13 protein-coding genes are annotated in these 18,416 nt (G+C 68.8%); 4 read left to right on the forward strand and 9 right to left on the reverse strand.

The features are described 5' to 3' along the window. Nucleotides 1-291: 291 nt before the first annotated feature. Together uvrA and ACIPQB_RS24695 are read right to left on the reverse strand one after the other, a co-directional pair. A complete protein-coding gene (uvrA, locus tag ACIPQB_RS24690) occupies nucleotides 292-3,201 on the reverse strand; it encodes an excinuclease ABC subunit UvrA (RefSeq protein WP_446487899.1) in 2,910 nt (969 codons plus the stop codon). 155 nt (nucleotides 3,202-3,356) lie between these two features. After that, a complete protein-coding gene (locus ACIPQB_RS24695; protein ID WP_446487900.1) occupies nucleotides 3,357-4,079 on the reverse strand; it encodes a DUF1223 domain-containing protein in 723 nt (240 codons plus the stop codon). A 162-nt stretch (nucleotides 4,080-4,241) separates the two neighbouring features. On the opposite strand from ACIPQB_RS24695, the gene ACIPQB_RS24700 reads away from it, so the two are divergent. Beyond that, nucleotides 4,242-4,421: a hypothetical protein gene (locus ACIPQB_RS24700; protein WP_446487901.1), complete on the forward strand. Its 180-nt coding sequence runs from the start codon at nucleotides 4,242-4,244 to the stop codon at nucleotides 4,419-4,421. On the opposite strand, the gene ACIPQB_RS24705 is transcribed toward ACIPQB_RS24700, so the two are convergent. The 3 genes from ACIPQB_RS24705 to ACIPQB_RS24715 all read right to left on the reverse strand — a co-directional run bounded on the left by ACIPQB_RS24705 (nucleotide 4,418) and on the right by ACIPQB_RS24715 (nucleotide 7,962). After that, nucleotides 4,418-4,885: a DUF1203 domain-containing protein gene (locus ACIPQB_RS24705; protein WP_446487902.1), complete on the reverse strand. Its 468-nt coding sequence runs from the start codon at nucleotides 4,883-4,885 to the stop codon at nucleotides 4,418-4,420. The two genes, ACIPQB_RS24700 and ACIPQB_RS24705, sit on opposite strands and share 4 nt — an antisense overlap. A 135-nt stretch (nucleotides 4,886-5,020) precedes the next feature. Next, nucleotides 5,021-6,937, reverse strand: coding sequence for an NPCBM/NEW2 domain-containing protein (locus ACIPQB_RS24710; protein ID WP_446487903.1), 1,917 nt, complete (start codon nucleotides 6,935-6,937; stop codon nucleotides 5,021-5,023). A 119-nt stretch (nucleotides 6,938-7,056) separates the two neighbouring features. Next, nucleotides 7,057-7,962, reverse strand: coding sequence for an alpha/beta hydrolase (locus ACIPQB_RS24715; RefSeq protein WP_446487904.1), 906 nt, complete (start codon nucleotides 7,960-7,962; stop codon nucleotides 7,057-7,059). A 414-nt stretch (nucleotides 7,963-8,376) separates the two neighbouring features. Between ACIPQB_RS24715 and ACIPQB_RS24720 the strand changes: the two genes are divergently transcribed. Next, a complete protein-coding gene (locus tag ACIPQB_RS24720) occupies nucleotides 8,377-10,554 on the forward strand; it encodes a TonB-dependent receptor (RefSeq protein ID WP_446487905.1) in 2,178 nt (725 codons plus the stop codon). After that, nucleotides 10,554-11,636 (forward strand): PepSY-associated TM helix domain-containing protein, encoded by a 1,083-nt coding sequence (locus tag ACIPQB_RS24725; protein WP_446487906.1) that lies wholly within the window; start codon nucleotides 10,554-10,556, stop codon nucleotides 11,634-11,636. The genes ACIPQB_RS24720 and ACIPQB_RS24725 overlap by 1 nt, the downstream gene beginning before the upstream one ends. A gap of 3 nt (nucleotides 11,637-11,639) precedes the next feature. Here ACIPQB_RS24725 and ACIPQB_RS24730 read toward each other — a convergent pair whose 3' ends face one another. Continuing rightward, entirely contained in the window at nucleotides 11,640-12,194 is a 555-nt protein-coding gene (locus ACIPQB_RS24730) for a DUF6655 family protein (RefSeq protein ID WP_446487907.1), read from the reverse strand. A 300-nt stretch (nucleotides 12,195-12,494) separates the two neighbouring features. Further along, nucleotides 12,495-13,499, reverse strand: a complete 1,005-nt coding sequence (locus ACIPQB_RS24735) for an acyltransferase family protein (protein ID WP_446487908.1) — start codon at nucleotides 13,497-13,499, stop codon at nucleotides 12,495-12,497. A 308-nt stretch (nucleotides 13,500-13,807) separates the two neighbouring features. Here ACIPQB_RS24735 and ACIPQB_RS24740 point away from each other — a divergent pair, with 308 nt between their 5' ends. Continuing rightward, nucleotides 13,808-14,341, forward strand: coding sequence for a hypothetical protein (locus ACIPQB_RS24740; protein WP_446487909.1), 534 nt, complete (start codon nucleotides 13,808-13,810; stop codon nucleotides 14,339-14,341). Nucleotides 14,342-14,344: 3 nt separating this feature from the next. Here ACIPQB_RS24740 and ACIPQB_RS24745 read toward each other — a convergent pair whose 3' ends face one another. Continuing rightward, on the reverse strand, nucleotides 14,345-16,141 hold the full coding sequence (locus tag ACIPQB_RS24745; RefSeq protein ID WP_446487910.1) for a glycoside hydrolase family 15 protein: 1,797 nt from the start codon (nucleotides 16,139-16,141) through the stop codon (nucleotides 14,345-14,347). 9 nt (nucleotides 16,142-16,150) lie between these two features. Next, nucleotides 16,151-18,304: an amylo-alpha-1,6-glucosidase gene (locus tag ACIPQB_RS24750; RefSeq protein ID WP_446487911.1), complete on the reverse strand. Its 2,154-nt coding sequence runs from the start codon at nucleotides 18,302-18,304 to the stop codon at nucleotides 16,151-16,153. Nucleotides 18,305-18,416 lie beyond the last annotated feature (112 nt).

Here is an 18,416-nt window from a genome sequence, read left to right on the forward strand (position 1 = left end):
TCACATACGAGAACAGCGACCCCGTCCGCTCGTCCGACCCGCGCATCCACCCCTCCAGAGCTCCCGCCCAAAAGAGTGAATCATGCCGAGTCCCGCGCCGCTACAGACTTCTTCAACAGCCTGCTAGAGCACGTTTGCTTCAAGCTGAACCGCGCTTCTCACCCACCCGTCTCCCCGGCGAAGGCCGGGGCCCAGGTGAAACCCACGAGCCGCTCAGGGTGAATCTGGGTCCCGGCCTTCGCCGGGAAGACGGAAGAAGAGAAGAGTGCGTCAATCTAAAATCAGCACGCTCTAGGCTCGCTTGGCCGCCTTCAGCGCCGCCACCCGGTCCAGCCGCCGGTCCTCGTGGCGGGCCAGGACGTCCTTGAGATAGCGGCCGGTCCAGCTGGCCTCGGCCTTGGCGACGTCCTGGGGCGAGCCCACGGCGACGATCTCGCCGCCGCCGTCGCCGCCCTCGGGACCGAAGTCCAGCAGCCAGTCGGCGGTCTTCACGACGTCGAGATTGTGCTCGATCACCACCACGGTGTTGCCCTGGTCGACCAGCTCGTGCAGCACCTCCAGCAGCTTCTTGGTGTCCTCGAAGTGCAGACCCGTGGTCGGCTCGTCGAGGATGTACAGCGTGCGGCCGGTGGCCCGCTTGCTGAGCTCCTTGGACAGCTTGACCCGCTGGGCCTCGCCGCCCGACAGGGTGGTGGCCTGCTGGCCGACCTTGATGTAGCTGAGGCCCACGCGTTTGAGGGTCTCCATCTTGTCGCGGATCGGCGGCACGGCCTTGAAGAAGTCGGCGGCTTCCTCGACCGTCATGTCCAACACGTCGGCGATGGTCTTGCCCTTGAACAGGATGTCGAGGGTCTCGCGGTTGTAGCGCTTGCCCTTGCAGACGTCGCAGGTGACGTAGACGTCGGGCAGGAAGTGCATCTCGATCTTGATCAGGCCGTCGCCCTGGCAGGCCTCGCAGCGGCCGCCCTTGACGTTGAAGCTGAAGCGGCCGGGGCCGTAGCCGCGGGCCTTGCTCTCCGGCAGCTGGGCGAACCAGTCGCGGATCGGCCCGAAGGCGCCGGTATAGGTGGCCGGGTTCGAGCGCGGGGTGCGGCCGATCGGGCTCTGGTCGATGTCGATGACCTTGTCGAAGTTCTCCAGCCCCTCGATCCGCTCGTGCGAGGCGGGGGCGTCGCTGGCGTTGTTCAGCCGCCGGGCGGCGGCCTTGTACAGGGTCTCGATCGTGAAGGTCGACTTGCCGCCGCCGCTGACGCCGGTGATGCAGGTGAAGGTCCCCACGGGGATCTCGCCGGTCACGCCCTTGAGGTTGTTGCCGGTGGCGCCGACGACCCGCAGCATCTTCTTTTTGTTGATCGGCCGGCGGTCGTCCGGCACGGCGATCTCGCGCACGCCGGTCAGGTACTGGCCGGTGACGCTGTTGGGATTGGCCATGATGTCGGCCGGCTTGCCCTCGGCGACGATCTCGCCGCCGTGCACGCCGGCCGCCGGGCCCATGTCGATGACATAGTCGGCAGTGAGGATGGCCTCCTCGTCGTGCTCGACCACCAGCACCGAATTGCCCAGGTCGCGCAGGCCCTGCAGCGATTGCAGCAGCCGGGTGTTGTCGCGCTGGTGCAGGCCGATCGACGGCTCGTCGAGCACATAGAGCACGCCGGTCAGGCCCGAGCCGATCTGGCTGGCCAGGCGGATGCGCTGGCTCTCGCCGCCCGACAGGGTGCCCGAGCCGCGGGACAGGTTCAGATAGTCGAGGCCGACATCGACCAGGAACCGCAGACGGTCGTTGATCTCCTTCAGGATCCGCCGGGCGATCTCCATCTGCTTGTCGGTGAACTGGCCCTCCAGGCTGGCGAACCAGTCCTTGGCCGGGCGGATGGCCAGCATCGAGACCGCGGCGATGTCCATGCCGGCGATCTTGACCGCCAGGGCCTCGGGCTTCAGGCGCTTGCCGTGGCAGACCTCGCAAGGGGTGTCGGACTGGTAGCGGCCCAGCTCCTCGCGCACCCAGCTGCTGTCGGTCTCGCGCCAGCGGCGCTCCAGGTTGGGCAGCACGCCCTCGAAGGGCTTGGCGACCTCGTACTTGCGGGCGTTGTCGTCATAGACGAACTTGATCTTCTCGCCCTTGGAGCCTTGCAGCACCACCTGGCGGGCGCTTTCCGGCAGCTTGTGCCAGGGCTCGTCCATCGAGAAGCCGTAGTGGCGGGCCAGGGCCTGCAGGGTCTGGGTGTAGAGCGGCGACGGGCCGCGCGACCACGGGGCCACCGCGCCCTTGTGCAGCGACTTGTCCTTGTCCGGCACCACCAGGTCGGCGTCGAAGGCCAGCTTGGCCCCCAGGCCGTCGCAGGTCGGGCAGGCGCCGGCCGGATTGTTGAACGAGAACAGCCGCGGCTCGATCTCGGCGATGGTGAAGCCGCTGACCGGGCAGGCGAAGCGCTCGGAGAACAGCAGCCGCCGCGGCTCCTTCTCGCCCTCCTCGACATTGGCCCATTCGGCGACCGCGAGACTATCGGCGAGACGGAGCGCCTGCTCGATCGAGTCGGCCAGGCGCTGCTCCATGCCCGGCTTGGTGACGATGCGGTCGACCACCACGTCGATGTCGTGCTTGAACTTCTTGTCGAGGGCCGGGGCGTCCTCGATCGGGTAGAACTCGCCGTCGATCTTCAGCCGCTGGAAGCCGGCCTTCTGCCACTCGGCGATCTCCTTGCGGTACTCGCCCTTGCGGTCGCGGACGACCGGGGCCAGCAGGTAGAGGCGTGTGCCCTCGGGCAGGGCGGTGATCTTGTCGACCATCTGGCTGATGGTCTGGCTCTCGATCGGCAGGCCGGTGGCGGGGCTGTAGGGCACCCCGACCCGGGCCCACAGCAGGCGCATGTAGTCGTGAATCTCGGTGACGGTGCCCACCGTCGAGCGCGGGTTGCGCGAGGTGGTCTTCTGCTCGATCGAGATGGCCGGCGACAGACCCTCGATCAGGTCGACGTCCGGCTTGCTCATCAGCTCCAGAAACTGGCGGGCGTAGGCCGACAGGCTCTCCACGTAGCGCCGCTGGCCCTCGGCGTAGATGGTGTCGAAAGCCAGCGAGCTCTTGCCCGAGCCCGACAGCCCGGTCAGCACCACGAGCTCGCCCCGCGGGATGTCGACGCTGACGTCCTTGAGATTGTGCTCCCGCGCGCCGCGCACGCGGATGAAGTTCAGTTGTTCAGCCATGGTTTCCGGAACGCAGAGAGCCGTGAGCGGGAGCCACGGCGCGACGGCTATATGTAGGGCGCAGACCGGCGATTAACACAAGAACAAGGTGCGAACAAACGCCGCGATGGCGGCACGTGGCGGCAGACTGCTGACATCAGTTGTCAGCAGCTGCTCTACAGCCGCGCCGCCCCGAGGATCGGCCCGCCGTTCTTGCCCTGGACCAGCACCGCCGTGCGCAGGGCCGGATCGGCGGGCGGGGGCGCGGCGAAGCTGACCGGGGCGCCGGTCCAGGCGCCCAGGCGGGTCAGGGTCACGACCACGTCGCGGTGGGGCAGGGTCTTGCCGCTGTTCTCGCCGCGCTGGATGGCGACCTGGCGGACGAGCGGGTCGTAGCGCGCCAGCCAGACGTCGGCCCCGGCCCTGGGGGCTTGGCCCGCCCCGATCTCGACCCGACCGGCCGACAGGCTCACCGCGGCGTCCACGGCCGGCCGGGTCCGGCGCAGGGCGGCGTCGAGTTCGCGGGCGTCGACCCCGACCAGGGCCTGGCGGCCCTCGATCACCATCTGCGGCGTGCCCAATTGGGCGCCCAAGGCCCGGGCATAGGCCCGTTGGCGGTCGGTGTTGGCCGGGGTGGCGAAGGTGTCCTTCCAGCCCAGCTGGTCCCAGTAGGTGACCCCGAAGCTGAGGGCCAGCACCTCGGGACGGTCGGCCAGGGCGTTGAGATTGGCGTTGGCGGGCGGACAGGACGAGCAGCCCTGGCTCTGGAACAGCTCCAGCACCACGGGTCGGGCCGGCGCGCCGCCGGGCGCCGACAGGGCCCAGCCGGCGCCGGCCGCCAGGGTCGCGCCGGCGGCCAGGGCGATCCAGGCCAGGCGGCGCATCGTCGTTCGAGTCATGTCGTCCTCCGCTGAGCCTCGCAGCATCAGTTCGCACCGGACGGGCGAAGGTTACGCGTTCACCACCCATAAACCGCCTTTGGAAGGGCGTCCTTCAGCACCACGGGTGTCTAAAGGGCCGGGGCAGGCCGCGCGTCGGGCGCGGTTTTCGGGGATACGGGCGTGGCCAAGGCGGCGGCGAAGGGCGAGGCGAAGGCGGCGGCGGCCCCCAAGAAGGGCAAGGCCGGCAAGGTCGCGCGCGAGCGCTCGGAGATCGACGACGTCATCACCCTGATCGTCTGCGTCGCCTGCACGATCTGGGCCTTCAAGGCGATCGTCGACCTGGGCATGCTCAGCTTCTAGAGCCGGTCGATCCGCGCCGCGTAGCAACCCGGCTTGGCGTAGTGGGCGTGCAGATAGGCCACGTCCGAGTCGGCCAGCATCCGCTCGATCACCGGCTCGGCCGCCGCGCCCTCGACCACGTCGGCGTCGCGCAGCATGCCGGCCGCGTCGAAGCCGCGCAGCGACAGCAGCCGGCGGCGCAGGGCCGGCGGCAGCTCGCCGGTGGTCGCGACCGGACCTTGCGCCGCTTCGCGCACGAAGATGGCGTAGGCCGAGCGGAACGGGGTGTCGGCGTCCTGGTGCTGGTGGTTCAGCAGGATCAGCCGCTCGCCGGGCTCGGCGTCATCGAGGGTGACGCGGCAGGGAAAGGCGAAGCGGGCGTCGGCGACGACCCGCAACATGCCGCGGGCGGCCAGGGCGGCGTCGTCGAGGGCGAACAGCGGCGCGAACGGCTCGATCGGCAGGCTGGAAACGGTGAAGGACATGGCGGGACTCCGTGATCTGGAGACCCGATCCTGGATCGGGCAGGGCGGGCCCGACACCCGATCCTTGCGGCGGCGCCCCGCGGCCGACGGGCGCGCCGGGGAAATGCGTGCGTGTCCCCCGACGCGCCCCGCGGTCTAATCCTTGAGCAACGCCGCGTCGCCCCATGTGACGACCGTCGGCGCCTTGTTCTTGGCGGATGCGCCACGCGCCACCAGCTCGACGATCTTCACGCCGGCGACGTCGGCGCTCAGGGTCTGGGCCGTTTGGCCGAAACGGGTCGGCTTGGACGTCGCCAGGAGCTTGCCGTCGCCATAGACGGAGAACGTCACGGCGTCGTCCGTGTCGAACGTCGAGTCATCGACTCCGACCTCGGCGGTGAAGCGGCGGAACTGGCCGTCGGCCCGAACCTCGAACCGCGAGTTGGCGAGCACGCCCAGGCCCGTCCCATACGCCTTACCGTCGACGCGCAAGGTCTGCCGGTAGGGCGTGGCGTCGGCCTGCGCGCCGCCCCATCCGGTATAGGCCGGCGGCTCGCCGTCGTCGGTCGTGTCGCCCCAGGGATTGCGCATCCGATGGATCGTGGGATCGGGCTGGGGAAGGACCACGCCGTCGACGGCCGGATTTACGCGTCCGGGCATTTCCGACAGATAGAGGCCGTTGGTGAGCGTAGGTGCGCCGGCGGCGTCGAAGACAAGCGTCTGGCGCGGGTCGAGATGCAGCTTCGTCTCACCGGAGAACGCGGGCAGCGTCGCGCCGGTCCACAGGTCCTTGAGCGTCACCGGCGCCGTCCCGGCGAACTTCATGTGGCCGGCCGTCAACGTCACGTCGGCCGGCGCAAGTCCGCGGTTGAAGATCGCCACCGCCTTGTGGCCGTTGCTCAGCGTCTTGACCAGGATCTGAACGTCGTCGGTGTCGTAGGCCAGGACCGCCTGGTTGCCCGCCGGGTCCTGATCGACGGCGATGATGTCGCTGTTGCCGAGGATGTCCATTAGCGGTTTCGGCGCGTTTCTGAGGTCGTAGCCGATCAGAAGCGGAGCCGACAGCATCGACCACAGCGCAAAGTGCGACTTCGCCTCCGTCAGATGGCGCTCGTCGAAGTCGCCGTGACCGACGAACAGCATGTCCGGATCATTCCAGGAGCCGGGATGGGCATAGAGCGCGCGGTTGGCCGCGCTGTCGAAATTGGCCAGCATCCGCGTCCAGCTGGGCGTGATGTCGTCGCTGGTCCGCGACAGATTGCCGACATCCTTGGCCCAGGCGCGGACGTCGGCCGAGCCCCAGGCGCAGATCGAAAAGACATAGTCGCCATCGGGATTTGTGCGGCGCAGAGCGTCGGCGACCTGCTGGTAGAGCGCGCGGACGGCCGGAATATCGGTGCGACGGATTTCCTTCACGTCGACCAGGGGCCCGAGCGCGCGGTACTGGCCCGATTTGACGCCCTCGCTGTCCGGACCGAAGGCGCGGATGCCGCAGGCGTCGACCTTGATGTAGTCGAACGCCCAGTCCTTGAAGTAGAGCGCGATGTCCTGCTCGACGTGGCCGTACAGTCCGACCTCGCGCTCGGCCACCGTGCCCTCGGGGAGGTTGGGGGCGTTCGGCGCGAAGGCCTGCGAACAGTTATTGGCCCCGATGTCCGAATAGATACCGGCCTTCAAGCCCATGGCGTGGATGCGGTCGGTAAACGGCTTGAAGCTGGTCTGTTCGGCGCCGCCGACCGCGGCGGACGGAAAGATCGAGGTGCGCACGACCATGCGGCCGTCCGCGGCCCGTCGCTTCAGCCACCAGCCGTCGTCGATGTTGATGTAGCGGTAGCCCTTGGCGGCCAGACCGCTGTCAACGATGGCCTTGGCGGAATCCAGCACCTTGGCTTCGGTGACGTCGGTGTGGAAGGCGTTCCACGAGTTCCACCCCATGGGCGGCTTTGCCGCCTGTCCTGCTGTCACCGCGGTCCAGTGACCGGTCGGCGCCAGCGAGTCGGTCGCGGCATGAGCCCCGCTGTCGCAACATAATGAAAATGCGAGGACGAAGAGTTCCTTAGTAAATCGCGTCATTACGCCTCCCAAATATTCTTGATCGCCACAGACTCTGTTGAACCGCCCGCGATTCCAAGCGTCATACCTTTTTGCACCAGGCTAGGGGCAAGGGTTGATCTTGTTGATGTCAGCGTCTTCTAACCGAATAACTTTTGCTCGCGCGCGAAATTCAGGAACAACGGCAACCACAGACCGTCGGGACTGCCCGGTTGGGACCGCACGCCAAAGCCGTGGCCGCCATGTGCGAACAGATGGGTCTCGACCGTGATCTTGGCCGCGACCATGGCGTCGCGCAGCCGCACGGTATTGGCCACGGGCACCGTGCCGTCGTCCTCGGCATGCACCAGGAAGGTGGGCGCGGCCTCTGGCGTGACATTGAGATCCGGCGACCACTCGCGGATCTGGGCGGCCGTCGGCGGCCCGCCGAACAGCGACGGCGCCGCCCCTCCGTAGGCATAGGCGGGATCGACGCTTTGCACCGGATAGATCGGCGCCGTAAGCAGAGGCCGGGCGCTGAGCTGGTCCGTGGCGTCGACCGGAGCATAGAACGACGCCGAATGCCGCGTGGCGAGGCTCGCCGTCAGGAAGCCGCCGGCGCTGAAGCCCATGACGCCGACCCGCGTCGCATCAAGATGGAAGCGCGCGGCATTGGCGCGGATGACGCGCATGGCGCGCTGGGCGTCGGCGGGGCCGACGCTCGCCGGATCGCTCCACCCGTCCTGAGCCAGGCGGTAGAACAGCACGAAACAGCTAATGCCGGCGCGGTTCAGGACGTCCGCAATGTAATAGCCTTCGTGCTCGAAATAGTTCCAGGCGAAGCCGCCCCCCGGAATGACCAGCATGGCCGAGCCGTCGGGCTGGGCGGCTGGAAAAGCGATCATATGCGGCCTCGAAACGCCCTTCATGCGCCGACTGCTGTAGCCCGGGTCCGACGAGGATTGTTCGACAACCTCGGCCATGCCTGGATGCAGGGCGCCCGCCGGCGGATGCGGCCACAGCTCGATGACCTCGCGCGCTCCGGCCGAACTCGGCTGGGCCCGCACCTTGGCCGCCGCACCCAGGCCTATCGCGGAAGCCCCCGCCAGGACGAGGTGAGATTGCACAAGATCGCGTCGTGAAGGATTCATGGCGACAGATCCCCTCCTTGCGGCTCTATAACGGCTGGCCATTGAGCCGTCACGTTTCGCTTATAAAACTATTTTTGTACATAAGAATGTAGAGGCTGCGCCACGATGCGGCCGATGGCCGCCAGGGCGTTTATTCCTGCTGTTCGATCTAGCCTCTTCGATGACCGGTCCACGCAACCCCCATTCTTGTCGATTCCGAGGCGTCAGGGGAGAGGCTGTCCCAACCCTCGAACTGCAGAGCCGGCCCGCGCGCCAAGGTTATTGCTACTCACTCGCAATAACAGCTATAGGCAACCCACTTCTGTAACCGATCAGTGGGCGTCGATTTTCATGCGGACCTTTCTTGCCAGCAGCGCGCGCGCTTCGGCCCTGGCCGGCCTCAGCCTGGCGGCGCTGGCCGCGGCGACCGCCGTCCGGGCCGCCGAGCCGACCGACCCGACCGATGTCGACCAACTGGTGGTCACCGCCGCCCGCACCATCCTGCCGGCCAGCGCCCTGCCGCTGACGGTCGACGTCATCGACAGCGAGGCCCTGTCGCAGCAGGTGACGGTCAGCGGCTCGATCGTCGACGCCGTCTCGACCCTGTCGCCGTCGTTCTCGCCCACCCGCCAGAAGCTGTCGGGGGCCGGCGAGACCCTGCGCGGCCGCTCGCCGCTCTACGCCATCAACGGCATCCCGCAATCGACCCCGATCCGCGACGGCTCGCGCGACGGCTACACCATCGATCCGTTCTTCATCGACCGGGTCGAGTTGATCTACGGCTCCAACGCCCTGCAGGGCATCGGCGCCACCGGCGGGGTGGTCAACCAGGTGACGGTCGGCCCGCCCAGGCAGGACGGCGTCAGCGGCCGAACCCTGGTCCAGGCCGGCGCCGGCCACGACCTGGGCGACAGCGTCGGCGGCAAGCTGGCCGGACTGGTCGGCTGGCGCGGCGGGGTCTTCGACGCCACGGCGGGCGTCGCCTACGAGACGCGCGGCGCCTTCTACGACGGCGACGGCCGCCGCATCGGCATGGACAACACCCAGGGCGACGTCCAGGACTCCAGGACCCTGTCGCTGTTCGGCCGCTTCGGCTGGCAGATCGGCGAGACCACCCGCCTGGAGGTCGTGGCCAACCGCTTCGAGCTGAAGGGCGACGGCGACTACGTCACGGGCGCCATCAGCAAGACCAATCCCAGCCCCGCCACCAACGGCGATCGCGCCGCCAGGCTGCCGACCACCAGCTTCCGCGGCGTCGTCCTGGGCAAGCCCGCGGCCAACCGGGCCGAGACGGTGTCGGCCTCGCTGACCAACAGCGACCTCTACGGCGGCGACCTGATCGCCCAGCTGTTCTTCAACCGCACGCGCGACACCTTCGGCGGCGACGTCGGAACCCAGACCTTCCAGGACGCCAGCCTGGCGCCGGACGGCACGCTACTCGACCAGTCCTCGAACCGTTCGCGCAAGCTGGGGGCGCGGATCAGCTACGAGCGCGCCGTGCCGGGGATCGAGGGCCTGACCGGAACGGTCGGCCTGGACGCCATCAACGACCGCACCGAGCAGCTGCTGATCGCCACCGGCCGCGCCTGGGTGCCGCCGACCAGGTTCCAGAGCGTCGCGCCGTTCCTGCAGGGCAACCTGGCCCTGCTGGGCGACAAGGTCCACCTGGCCGGCGGGGTGCGCTTCGAGAACGTCGAACTGAAGGTCGACGACTTCACCACCCTGGCCTTCTACGGTTCGCAACGGGTCGGGGGCGGCCATCCGGACTTCAAGGCCACCCTGGTCAATGGCGGGGTGGTGGTCGAGCCGGCGCCGGGCCTGCGCGTCTACGGCAGCTACGCCGAGGGCTACACCGTGCCCGACGTCGGCCGCATCCTGCGCAGCGTCAGCGAACCAGGCAAGGACGTCGACACCTATGTCAACATCGCCCCGATCATCTCCAACAACCGCGAGATCGGCGCGGAGCTGAAGCGCGGGCCGCTCGAGGCCAGCCTGACCTATTTCTGGTCGTCGTCGAAGCTGGGCCAGCTGCTGGTCAAGAACGCCGGCGCGGTGTTCGACGTCCAGCGCCAGCGTATCGAGATCGAGGGGCTTGAGGTCAATCTGAAGGCGCGCACGCCGGTGCCGGGCCTGGACCTCTCGGCCGGATACGCCCGCCTGCGCGGCCGGACCGACACCAACAAGGACAACAGGGTCGACGCCGACCTGGACGGCGCCAACATCTCGCCCGACCGCCTGAACCTGGCCGCCGACTACCAGGCCGGCAAGTGGGCTCTGCGCCTGCAGGTGCAGTCCTATCTGAAGCGCGACATGCAGCAGGCGATCGTCAAGGACGACTTCGACGGCTACACCTTGGCCGACGCCTTCGTGCGCTACGAACTGCCGGTCGGCGCGCTGTCGCTGGGGGTCCAGAACCTGCTGGACAAGCCGTATCTCAGCTACAACTCCGACACGACCCTGCCGGCCAATGACAAGGTCTTCGCCGGGCGCGGCCGCACGGCCACCCTGGGCTGGGAGACCCGGTTCTGATGAAGACCCTGCGGCTCCTTCACCGCTGGAGCGGCGGCTTGATCGGCCTGCTGCTGGCCGTGCTGGGCCTGACCGGCGCCCTGCTGGTGCATGAGGACGCCTTCCTGCGCGCCACCGTGCCCCACGCCCGCGACGTCCAGGTCCAGGACACCGCGACCCTGGCGGCGGCGACGACGCGGATCTTCGCCCGCCAGGACCGGCCGCGCTCGGTGGTCCTGGCCACCCCGCGCCTGGGCCTGCACAAGCTGAACTACAAGGGCGAGCGCGGCGCCTACGCCGCCCAGGACGGAACGATCGTCGTCGCCTGGACCTCGAACTGGGCGCGGCCGGAGGTCTGGCTGTTCGACCTGCACCATCACCTGTTCAACGGCGACGCCGGCGAGGTGGTCGGCGGGATCGCGGCCCTGGCCGGACTGGGCTTCGTGGTCACCGGCCTGATCCTGTGGTGGCCCACCCGGCGGATGTTCCATCTGCGGCCCTGGCCGCGCATGGCCCGGCGGGCGGCGATCGTCCACCACCATCGCGACCTCGGGGCCCTGGTCGCGCCGCTGCTGATCCTGTCCCTGACCACCGGCGCGGCCATGAACCTCAAATGGGTCTCCAACGCCCTGCGCGCGCCGTTCTCGCCGCCGGCGGCGATGGAAGCGGCCAGCGCCCCGCCGAAGATCAAGGGCGGCAAGCTGGCCAAGGCCCCTGACTGGCGGGGCATGATCGGCGCGGCCCAGGCCCGCTATCCGGGGGCGGAGGTGCGGGTGATCAGCCTGCCGGCCAAGCCGGGCGGCCTGATCGCCATCCGCCTGCGCCAGCGCGCCGAGTGGCTGCCCAACGGCCGCACGATGGCCTGGTTCGACCCCGCCGACGGCAGGATGGTCGCCGCGCGCGACGCCCAGGCCCTGCCGCTGGGGTCGCGGATCGCCAATCTCGACTATCCCTTGCACGCGGCCAAGGTCGGCGGCCTGCCGTACCGGCTGGTGATGACGGCGTCGGGCCTGACCCTGGCGCTGCTGGGCACGCTGGCGGTGGCGACGTTCTGGGGCAATCCGACCGGCAGCCTGAAGCGGCGGAAGAGGGCGGCGGCCTGACGCTCACCAGATCTTCCACCACGGGCCGCCCTGCAGGGCCTGGTCGCCGGGACGGACCTCCTGCTTGCCCCAGGAGAACACCATCAGCAGCTTATGGGAGCGGATCTCGGTCGAGCCGGCGGCGTGGTCGGGCATCGGGACCGGCGCCCCGGTCTTGGCGTCATAGGCGAAGGCCGAGATCTCGGCCACGGCGCTGCGGTCCTTGCGACTGTAGAGCGACAGCTCCGGCGTGCTGAAGGTGCTCCAGGAGCTCAGGACCGGCAGGCTCATGGCCGGCAGACCGACCAGCCAGTTCATCTGGTCCAGGGACATCGCGCCCATCCGCAGCTCGATCACGGTCTGGGCCTTGTCGCGGGTCGGGGCCAGGACCATGCCCTGGCGGGAAAAGGCGGCCCGCACCGCGCTGAGGGCGTATTCGGAGCCCTCGCCCTTGAAGTTGGCGGCGTCGAGGAACACCGCCGTGCCGCGCGGGAACGGCAGGGTGAAGCGCCCGGCTGCCTGTTCGGCCGCATGCGACAAGAGCAGCTGCTCGCTGGCGGTCCGGGACGGCGAGGTCATGGTCGCGGTCGCGCAGGCGCCGAGCACCAGCGGCAGAACGAGCGACAGCGGGCTTGCGGGGCGGCGAAGGGGCAGGGGATCTCTCCATCAGACCCCCGCATGGCTTACGACCACACGCAGTTTGCAGAAATATGGCGCGAGGGCGCGGGGCGGCCTGAATGGGGCAAAATCCCGCGGCTCGGACGACTTGAGGGACAGCTCCGACTTGAGGGACACACACTCATTTCCTCCAACGCACATTTCGGGCGAAAGTCCGTGATTGGAAATGAGTGTGTGTCCCTCAAGTTTTCAGCCTGTCCCTCAAGTTTTTCCCAGCCAGCGGCGGACTGGCGCGTCGTAGAACCGCAAAGCCGCCCAGGCCACCGCCGGAGCGACGATCACGGCCAGGGCCGCAAACCCCACGGGCAGCAGCGGCTTCCAGCCGTCGGGATAGAGCCGCAGCATCACCGCCCAGGTCGCCCAGTGCATCGCATAGAGCGGGTAGGAGACGTCGCCCGTGGTCCGGCACAGGGCGCCGACCGCGCCCTTGGGATCGTGGGCGCCGACCAGCACCAGCAGCGGAAACAGCCCCGCCACGCAGGCGAAGTCGTAGAGCCCGTTCCACGGCCGGGCCGGGGCGACTGGCATGACCAGCGCCGCCAGCAGCAGGGCGGCCGGCAGCAGCAGGCGCGGCGGCGGGGCCAGGGACCGGTAGCGCCAGGCGGCCCAGCCCAGGCTGAAGCTGAAGGTCGCGCGGGCAACGCCCAGCCAGAAGGTCGCCTGGTCCCAGCCGGTCTCCACCCCGTCCAGGCCCAGGGCGACCCACAGCATCACCGCCCCGCTGCACAGCACGATCGCCGCCAGGAGAAGGTCCGGCGCCCGCCGCAGCGGGAACCACAGGGCGCTGACGATCACCTCCAGGCACAGCGACCAAGCCGGCGGGTTGAACGGGAACAGGGTCGGGAAGGTCCCCTCGGCCGCATGGCCGAAGCGCGGGACCAGCAGCAGGCCGCGGACCAGGTTGGGCCAGAACGGCGGGCTGTGGCGGGGAGTCAGGGCCGCGCCGACCAGGGTCGACAGCACCAGCAGCGGCCAGATCCGCACCAGGCGGATGCGTAGATAGGCCAGCCAGCCGATCTGCCGCTGCTGGAAGGCGTGGGCCAGGACGAAGCCGCTGAGGCAGAAGAAGAAATCCACCGCCAGATAGCCGTGGCCGAACCAGCCCGGCCGTCCCGACCAGTCGGCGAAGTGATAGAGCAGCACCCCCAGCGCCGCCCCGGCCCGCAGGCCGTCCAGGGCGGCGTACCTTTGTGGATCTTGTTTCACCAAGCGGTTCTTGAGGATCGTGGCCGGCGATGCAAGGGGCGGCGCCTTCCGCCGCCAGCGCTCACGCCTGCTGGCGTTCATGCTTGACGCGCCGGCTCATAGCCGCCGTCCAGCGGGATGGCGGCATAGGCGCCGAAGGCCGAATCTCGCGCTAGGCCGACCGGAATCCACGGTCTAGTTTGCGTCTGACGCCTTCTTGCGCTTGCGAGTTGAACGTGGAGAGATCTCGATCTCCCTAAATCCATCGGCGGGCGCTGATTCTTGCATGGGAATGGCTTGGTGGGGAAGCATCGCTGGGGGAAGGTCATTTGAGCTCGAAACGTAACGAAGCCGCCGCCGCAGCGGCACGGCAACCGCCGACCTGTTTGGCCGGGTTTTCAACGTCATTGCTGCCGCCACACCACGAGGTGTCGGTGGACTATGAGGTTCGCTGCAAGACCTGCGGCGATGAGCATTTTCACATTTCAGGGTTTCCGATCGTCGCTCCTGATCCGTCACCCTATTTCGCTATCGCGCCGGGTGAAACGATTTGGCGTCCAGCGCACAGCCTGCGATGTGCGCACTGCGGTGCGGGCGGTCGGGTGTTCGATGCACGGACCAGCGGCTACGACGGCGTGCTAAACGGAGGCTGCTCCTACGAGAGCGGCGAGACAGATGAGCAAGACGTCGAGGGTCTGTTCAAGATCACGATCGCGCTCGCTTACAATGTGGAACTGTCCGAATTGCTTGAGGCCGCCCAGGAAGCCGAGGTTGGAATAGCTGACCTCTTCGACTCTTTCACAATCAGCGGTGAACCGGTAAATGGCGGCCGGTCCATCGAACTCGATTATGAGTGCGCCTGAAGATCACCGCACCGACGTCCAAGGCCGACTGAGCAGCACCGCGCAGTTGATCAGCCCGACCAGGGAATAGGTCTGCGGATAGTTGCCCCACAGCTCGCCGTCGGCGAAGCCGATGTCCTCCGACAGCAGGCCGGCGGGGGTGCGGCGGGCCAGCATCTCCTCGAACAGAGCTCGGGCCTCCTCGATGCGGCCGGCCAGGTACAGCGCCTCGATCAGCCAGAAGGTGCAGATGTTGAAGGCCGTCTGCGGGGCGCCGAAGTCGTCGGGGATGGCGTAGCGCAGCAGGTAGGAGCCCTTGCGCAGGCCCGCCTCGATCGCCGCGACGGTGGCGGCGTTGCGCGGGTCGTCGGCGGCGATGAAGCGCAGGTCGACCAACTGCAGCAGGCTGGCGTCCAGCTCGTCGCCCTCGAAGGTGGCGGCGAAGCGGCCCAGGTCCTCGTTCCAGGCCCGCTTGTCGATGGTGGCCCGCACCTTGGCGGCGCGGTCGTTCCAGAACAGGGCCCGGTCGTCGAGGCCCAGCTGGGCGGCGGCGTTGCCCAGGCGGTCGCAGGCCGCCCAGCACATCACCGCCGAATAGGTGTGGACATTGGCCCGGCCGCGGAACTCCCAGAGGCTGGCGTCAGGCTGGTCGTGCAGCTGGAAGGCCCGTTCGCCGACCGGCTCCAGATTGTGAAAGTCCTCGATCGTGCCGGGCCGCAGCAGGCGCTCGTCGAAGAAGGCCTGGACCGTGGACAGGATGATCTGGCCGTAGACGTCGTGCTGCTGGTGCTCGAAGGCCTGGTTGCCGATCCGCACCGGGCCCATGCCACGATAGCCGGGCAAGTCGGGGGCGAAGCGCTCGGTCAGCTGCGGCTCGAATCCCACCCCGAACAGCGGCTGGATGTGGCCGCCGGCCGCTCGATCGACGATGTTGCGCAGATAGCCGAGGTAGTTCTCCAGGATGTCGACCGCCCCCAGTCGGTTCAGGGCCTGGACCACGTAATAGGCGTCGCGCAGCCAGCAGTAGCGGTAATCCCAGTTGCGGCCGCTGTTGGCGTGTTCGGGGATCGAGGTGGTCAGGGCCGCGACGATCGCCCCGGTCTCCTCATGGGCGCAGAGCTTCAGGGCGATGGCCGCGCGGATCACCGCCGACTGCCAGTCCAGCGGCACGGCCAGGGTGCGCACCCAGTTCTGCCAGTAGTCCTCGGTCTGCTGCAGCATCCGCGCGCCGGTGGCGCCGATGTCGGCGTTGAAGCCCTCGTCGGCCCCCAGGAACATGGCGATCGGCCGCTCCAGCCGGAAGGTGCGCTCCTCCAGGATGTGCGACACCGGACCGTCGGTGGTCAGGCGCAGGGTCATGCCGGTGCACAGGTAGCGGATGTGGTTGGAGCCGCTGGTGTGCTCGGCCAGGCGCGCGCCCCAGTCGGCGGTCGGGCGCAGGCGGATGGTGATCCGGGCCACGCCGCTGATCGGTCGCACCAGGCGGACGAAGGTGGTGGGCCGGAAGATGCGGCCGAACTGCTGGTAGCGCGGCGAGAAGTCGAGAATCTCCAGGCTGGCTCCGTCGGCGTCGGTGACCACCGTGCGCAGGATCGCGGTGTTGCGCAGATAGGCCTGTTCGATGCTGGTGGTCCCGTCGACGGCCACCTCCCAGAGGCCCTTGGCGTCTGGGTCGCCGGGCTCCAGTCCGCCGAGCAGGGCGCTGAACGCCGGGTCGGAATCGACCCGCGGCGCGCAGGCCCAGACGAAGCGGCCGCCGCGGTCGATCAGGGCGCTGACGGCGCAGTTGCCGATCGGGAACAGGTCGAGGGTCTGGGGCATGGGCCTCCCTTAGCGTCGGATCAGGATCGGAACGGTGGACTGGCGGCCGGCATGGGCGGCGACATAGCCGCCGATGTGCTCGAAGACGATGTCGGCCCGGCCGTCGCCGACCTTCAGGCCCTCGATCGACAGCCGGTCGATGCCGATCGGCAGACGCGAGTCGGTCAGCTGGATCTCGCCCCGCCAACCGTCGATGGTGATGCCCAGGCAGGCCTGCAGCATCATGAAGGCCGAGCCCGCCGCCCAGGCCTGGGGCAGGCAGGCGACGGGATAGGCCACCGGCGGCTCGCCCGCCTGGCGCGGAAAGCCGCAGAACAGCTCGGGCAGGCGCATCTCGTAATGGGCGGCGGTCTCGAACAGGCCCGACATCATCCGCACCACCCCGTCCCGGAGGCCGTAGCGGGCCAGGCCCATGGCGCAGATGGCGGTGTCGTGCGGCCAGACCGAGCCGTTGTGATAGCTCATCGGGTTGAAGCGCGGCTCGCCGGTGGCCAGGGTCCGCACCCCGAAGCCGTTATGGAAGGCGCTGGACAGCAGGGCCTCGGCGACCTTGGCCGCGCGGTCGGGGCTGGGCAGGCCGCAGAACAGCAGGTGGCCGGGATTGCTGCCGCGCACGCGGCAGGGCTGGCCGTGGCCGTCGATGGCCATGGCGTAGAAGCCCTTGTCCTCCATCCAGAACCGGTCCTCGACCTCCTGGCGCAGGTGCTCGGCCTTGGCCCGCCAGCGCGCGGCGTTGAGGGGATCGCCGCGCCGCTCGGCGAGGTCGGCCATGCCCTGGAAGGCCGCGAAGGCGTAGCCCTGGACCTCGACCACGGCGATCGGCCCGTCGGGAAACCGGCCGTCGGCGTGGAAGACGCTGTCCTCGCTGTCTTTCCAGTTCTGATTGGACAGGCCGCTCTTGGCGCCGCGCGCATAGTCGATCAGGCCGTCGCCGTCGCTGTCGCCGAAATGCTCGATCCAGGCGATCGCGGCCGTCAGCGGCTCCCAGAGCTTGTCGATATAGTCCAGGTCGCCGGTGCGCTGGGCGTAGGCGCAGGCCAGGGCCACGAACAGCGGGGTGGTGTCGACCCCGCCGTAGTAGCGGCCGAACGGCAGCTCCTCGAGCACGTTCATCTCGCCCTTGCGGGTCTCGTGCATGATCTTGCCCGGCGCGCTGTCGCGGAACGCCGAGACCTCGCGGGCCTGGTGCTCGGCCAGGTAGCCCAGCACGCCGCGGGTCAGGCTGGGCTCGATCCACAGCACCTGCCAGGCGGTGATGATGGCGTCGCGGCCGAACGGGGTCGAGAACCACGGAATGCCGGCGTAGGGATAGAGGCCGGTGGCGAATTCGGTGGTCAGCAGGGCGAGGTCCGCCCGCGACTTTTCCAGCCAGTCGTTGAACAGCCGGCCCGAGCTGTGCAGCCGCGCCCCGCGCCGCCGCCGTCCGCGCATGTTCAGCCGCGCCCGGGCCGCCGCCGCCCGCCAGCGCTCGCGGGTCGGCGGATGGTCGGCCGTCACCCCGACCTCGACATAGAGGTCGAAATGGGTTTCCGGCGTCAGCATGAACATGAAGTCGGCGCGCTGCGGTCCCAAGCGTCCGGGCGGCTCGGAGAACGACACCGCGCTGGTGCGCCGCACCCCGTCCAGACCGTCATAGGCATAGACCACGCAGCGGCCGTTCGTCTCGGCGGGCAGGATGCGGCCGCGGGCCGGACGCTTGGAGCCGCGCACCTCGAACATGTCGTGGAAGTCGGCGTCGTATTCCAGGCTGACCGGCAGGATGACCATGTCGCGGCTGTAGTTGACGAAGCGCAGGCGCTCGTACAGCCGCTGGTCCCACAGGAAGCGCTTGCGCTCGACATGGATCGCCCCATGCGGCGCGGCCGCCCCGCCCAGGGCCGGCAGGGGCTCATTGGTCGAGTGCGAGGTGAAGAACACGTTGTCCTGCGACACCGCCGCGCTCAGCAGGGCCGGGGCGCGGTTGCCCAGCAGCAGCCGCAGGCGCGACAGCAGCCGGGTGTCGTCATGGAACAGGCCGTCGGCCGCCCCCAGCACGTCGCCGAAGGCGTCGGCCACCAGGAAGGTGTCGCGGTCCTTGAGGGCGAAAAGGCGGTAGGGGACCCGGGGCTCCCCGGTGTCGCCCTGTTCGACCGTCGCCGTCGGACCCGGCGTGAGATCATCCATGTGCTCGGCCTCTTGAGCTGGCATCCCCCGAAACCCTACCACGCCAGCGAGGCTGGCGGACGGATTCCAGCGTCCTAATGTCCGATCGTGTCAGGGACGCGGCGGCTTCGGA

The organism is Caulobacter sp. LARHSG274 (assembly GCF_052871235.1).

Bases quoted from the DNA above. Each gene is read 5' to 3' on its own strand.
- uvrA (WP_446487899.1), bottom strand. From the start codon at position 3,201: ATGGCTGAACAACTGAACTTCATCCGCGTGCGCGGCGCGCGGGAGCAC.
- ACIPQB_RS24695 (WP_446487900.1), bottom strand. From the start codon at position 4,079: ATGACTCGAACGACGATGCGCCGCCTGGCCTGGATCGCCCTGGCCGCC.
- ACIPQB_RS24705 (WP_446487902.1), bottom strand. From the start codon at position 4,885: ATGTCCTTCACCGTTTCCAGCCTGCCGATCGAGCCGTTCGCGCCGCTG.
- ACIPQB_RS24710 (WP_446487903.1), bottom strand. From the start codon at position 6,937: ATGACGCGATTTACTAAGGAACTCTTCGTCCTCGCATTTTCATTATGT.
- ACIPQB_RS24720 (WP_446487905.1), top strand. From the start codon at position 8,377: ATGCGGACCTTTCTTGCCAGCAGCGCGCGCGCTTCGGCCCTGGCCGGC.
- ACIPQB_RS24725 (WP_446487906.1), top strand. From the start codon at position 10,554: ATGAAGACCCTGCGGCTCCTTCACCGCTGGAGCGGCGGCTTGATCGGC.
- ACIPQB_RS24730 (WP_446487907.1), bottom strand. From the start codon at position 12,194: ATGACCTCGCCGTCCCGGACCGCCAGCGAGCAGCTGCTCTTGTCGCAT.
- ACIPQB_RS24745 (WP_446487910.1), bottom strand. From the start codon at position 16,141: ATGCCCCAGACCCTCGACCTGTTCCCGATCGGCAACTGCGCCGTCAGC.
- ACIPQB_RS24750 (WP_446487911.1), bottom strand. From the start codon at position 18,304: ATGGATGATCTCACGCCGGGTCCGACGGCGACGGTCGAACAGGGCGAC.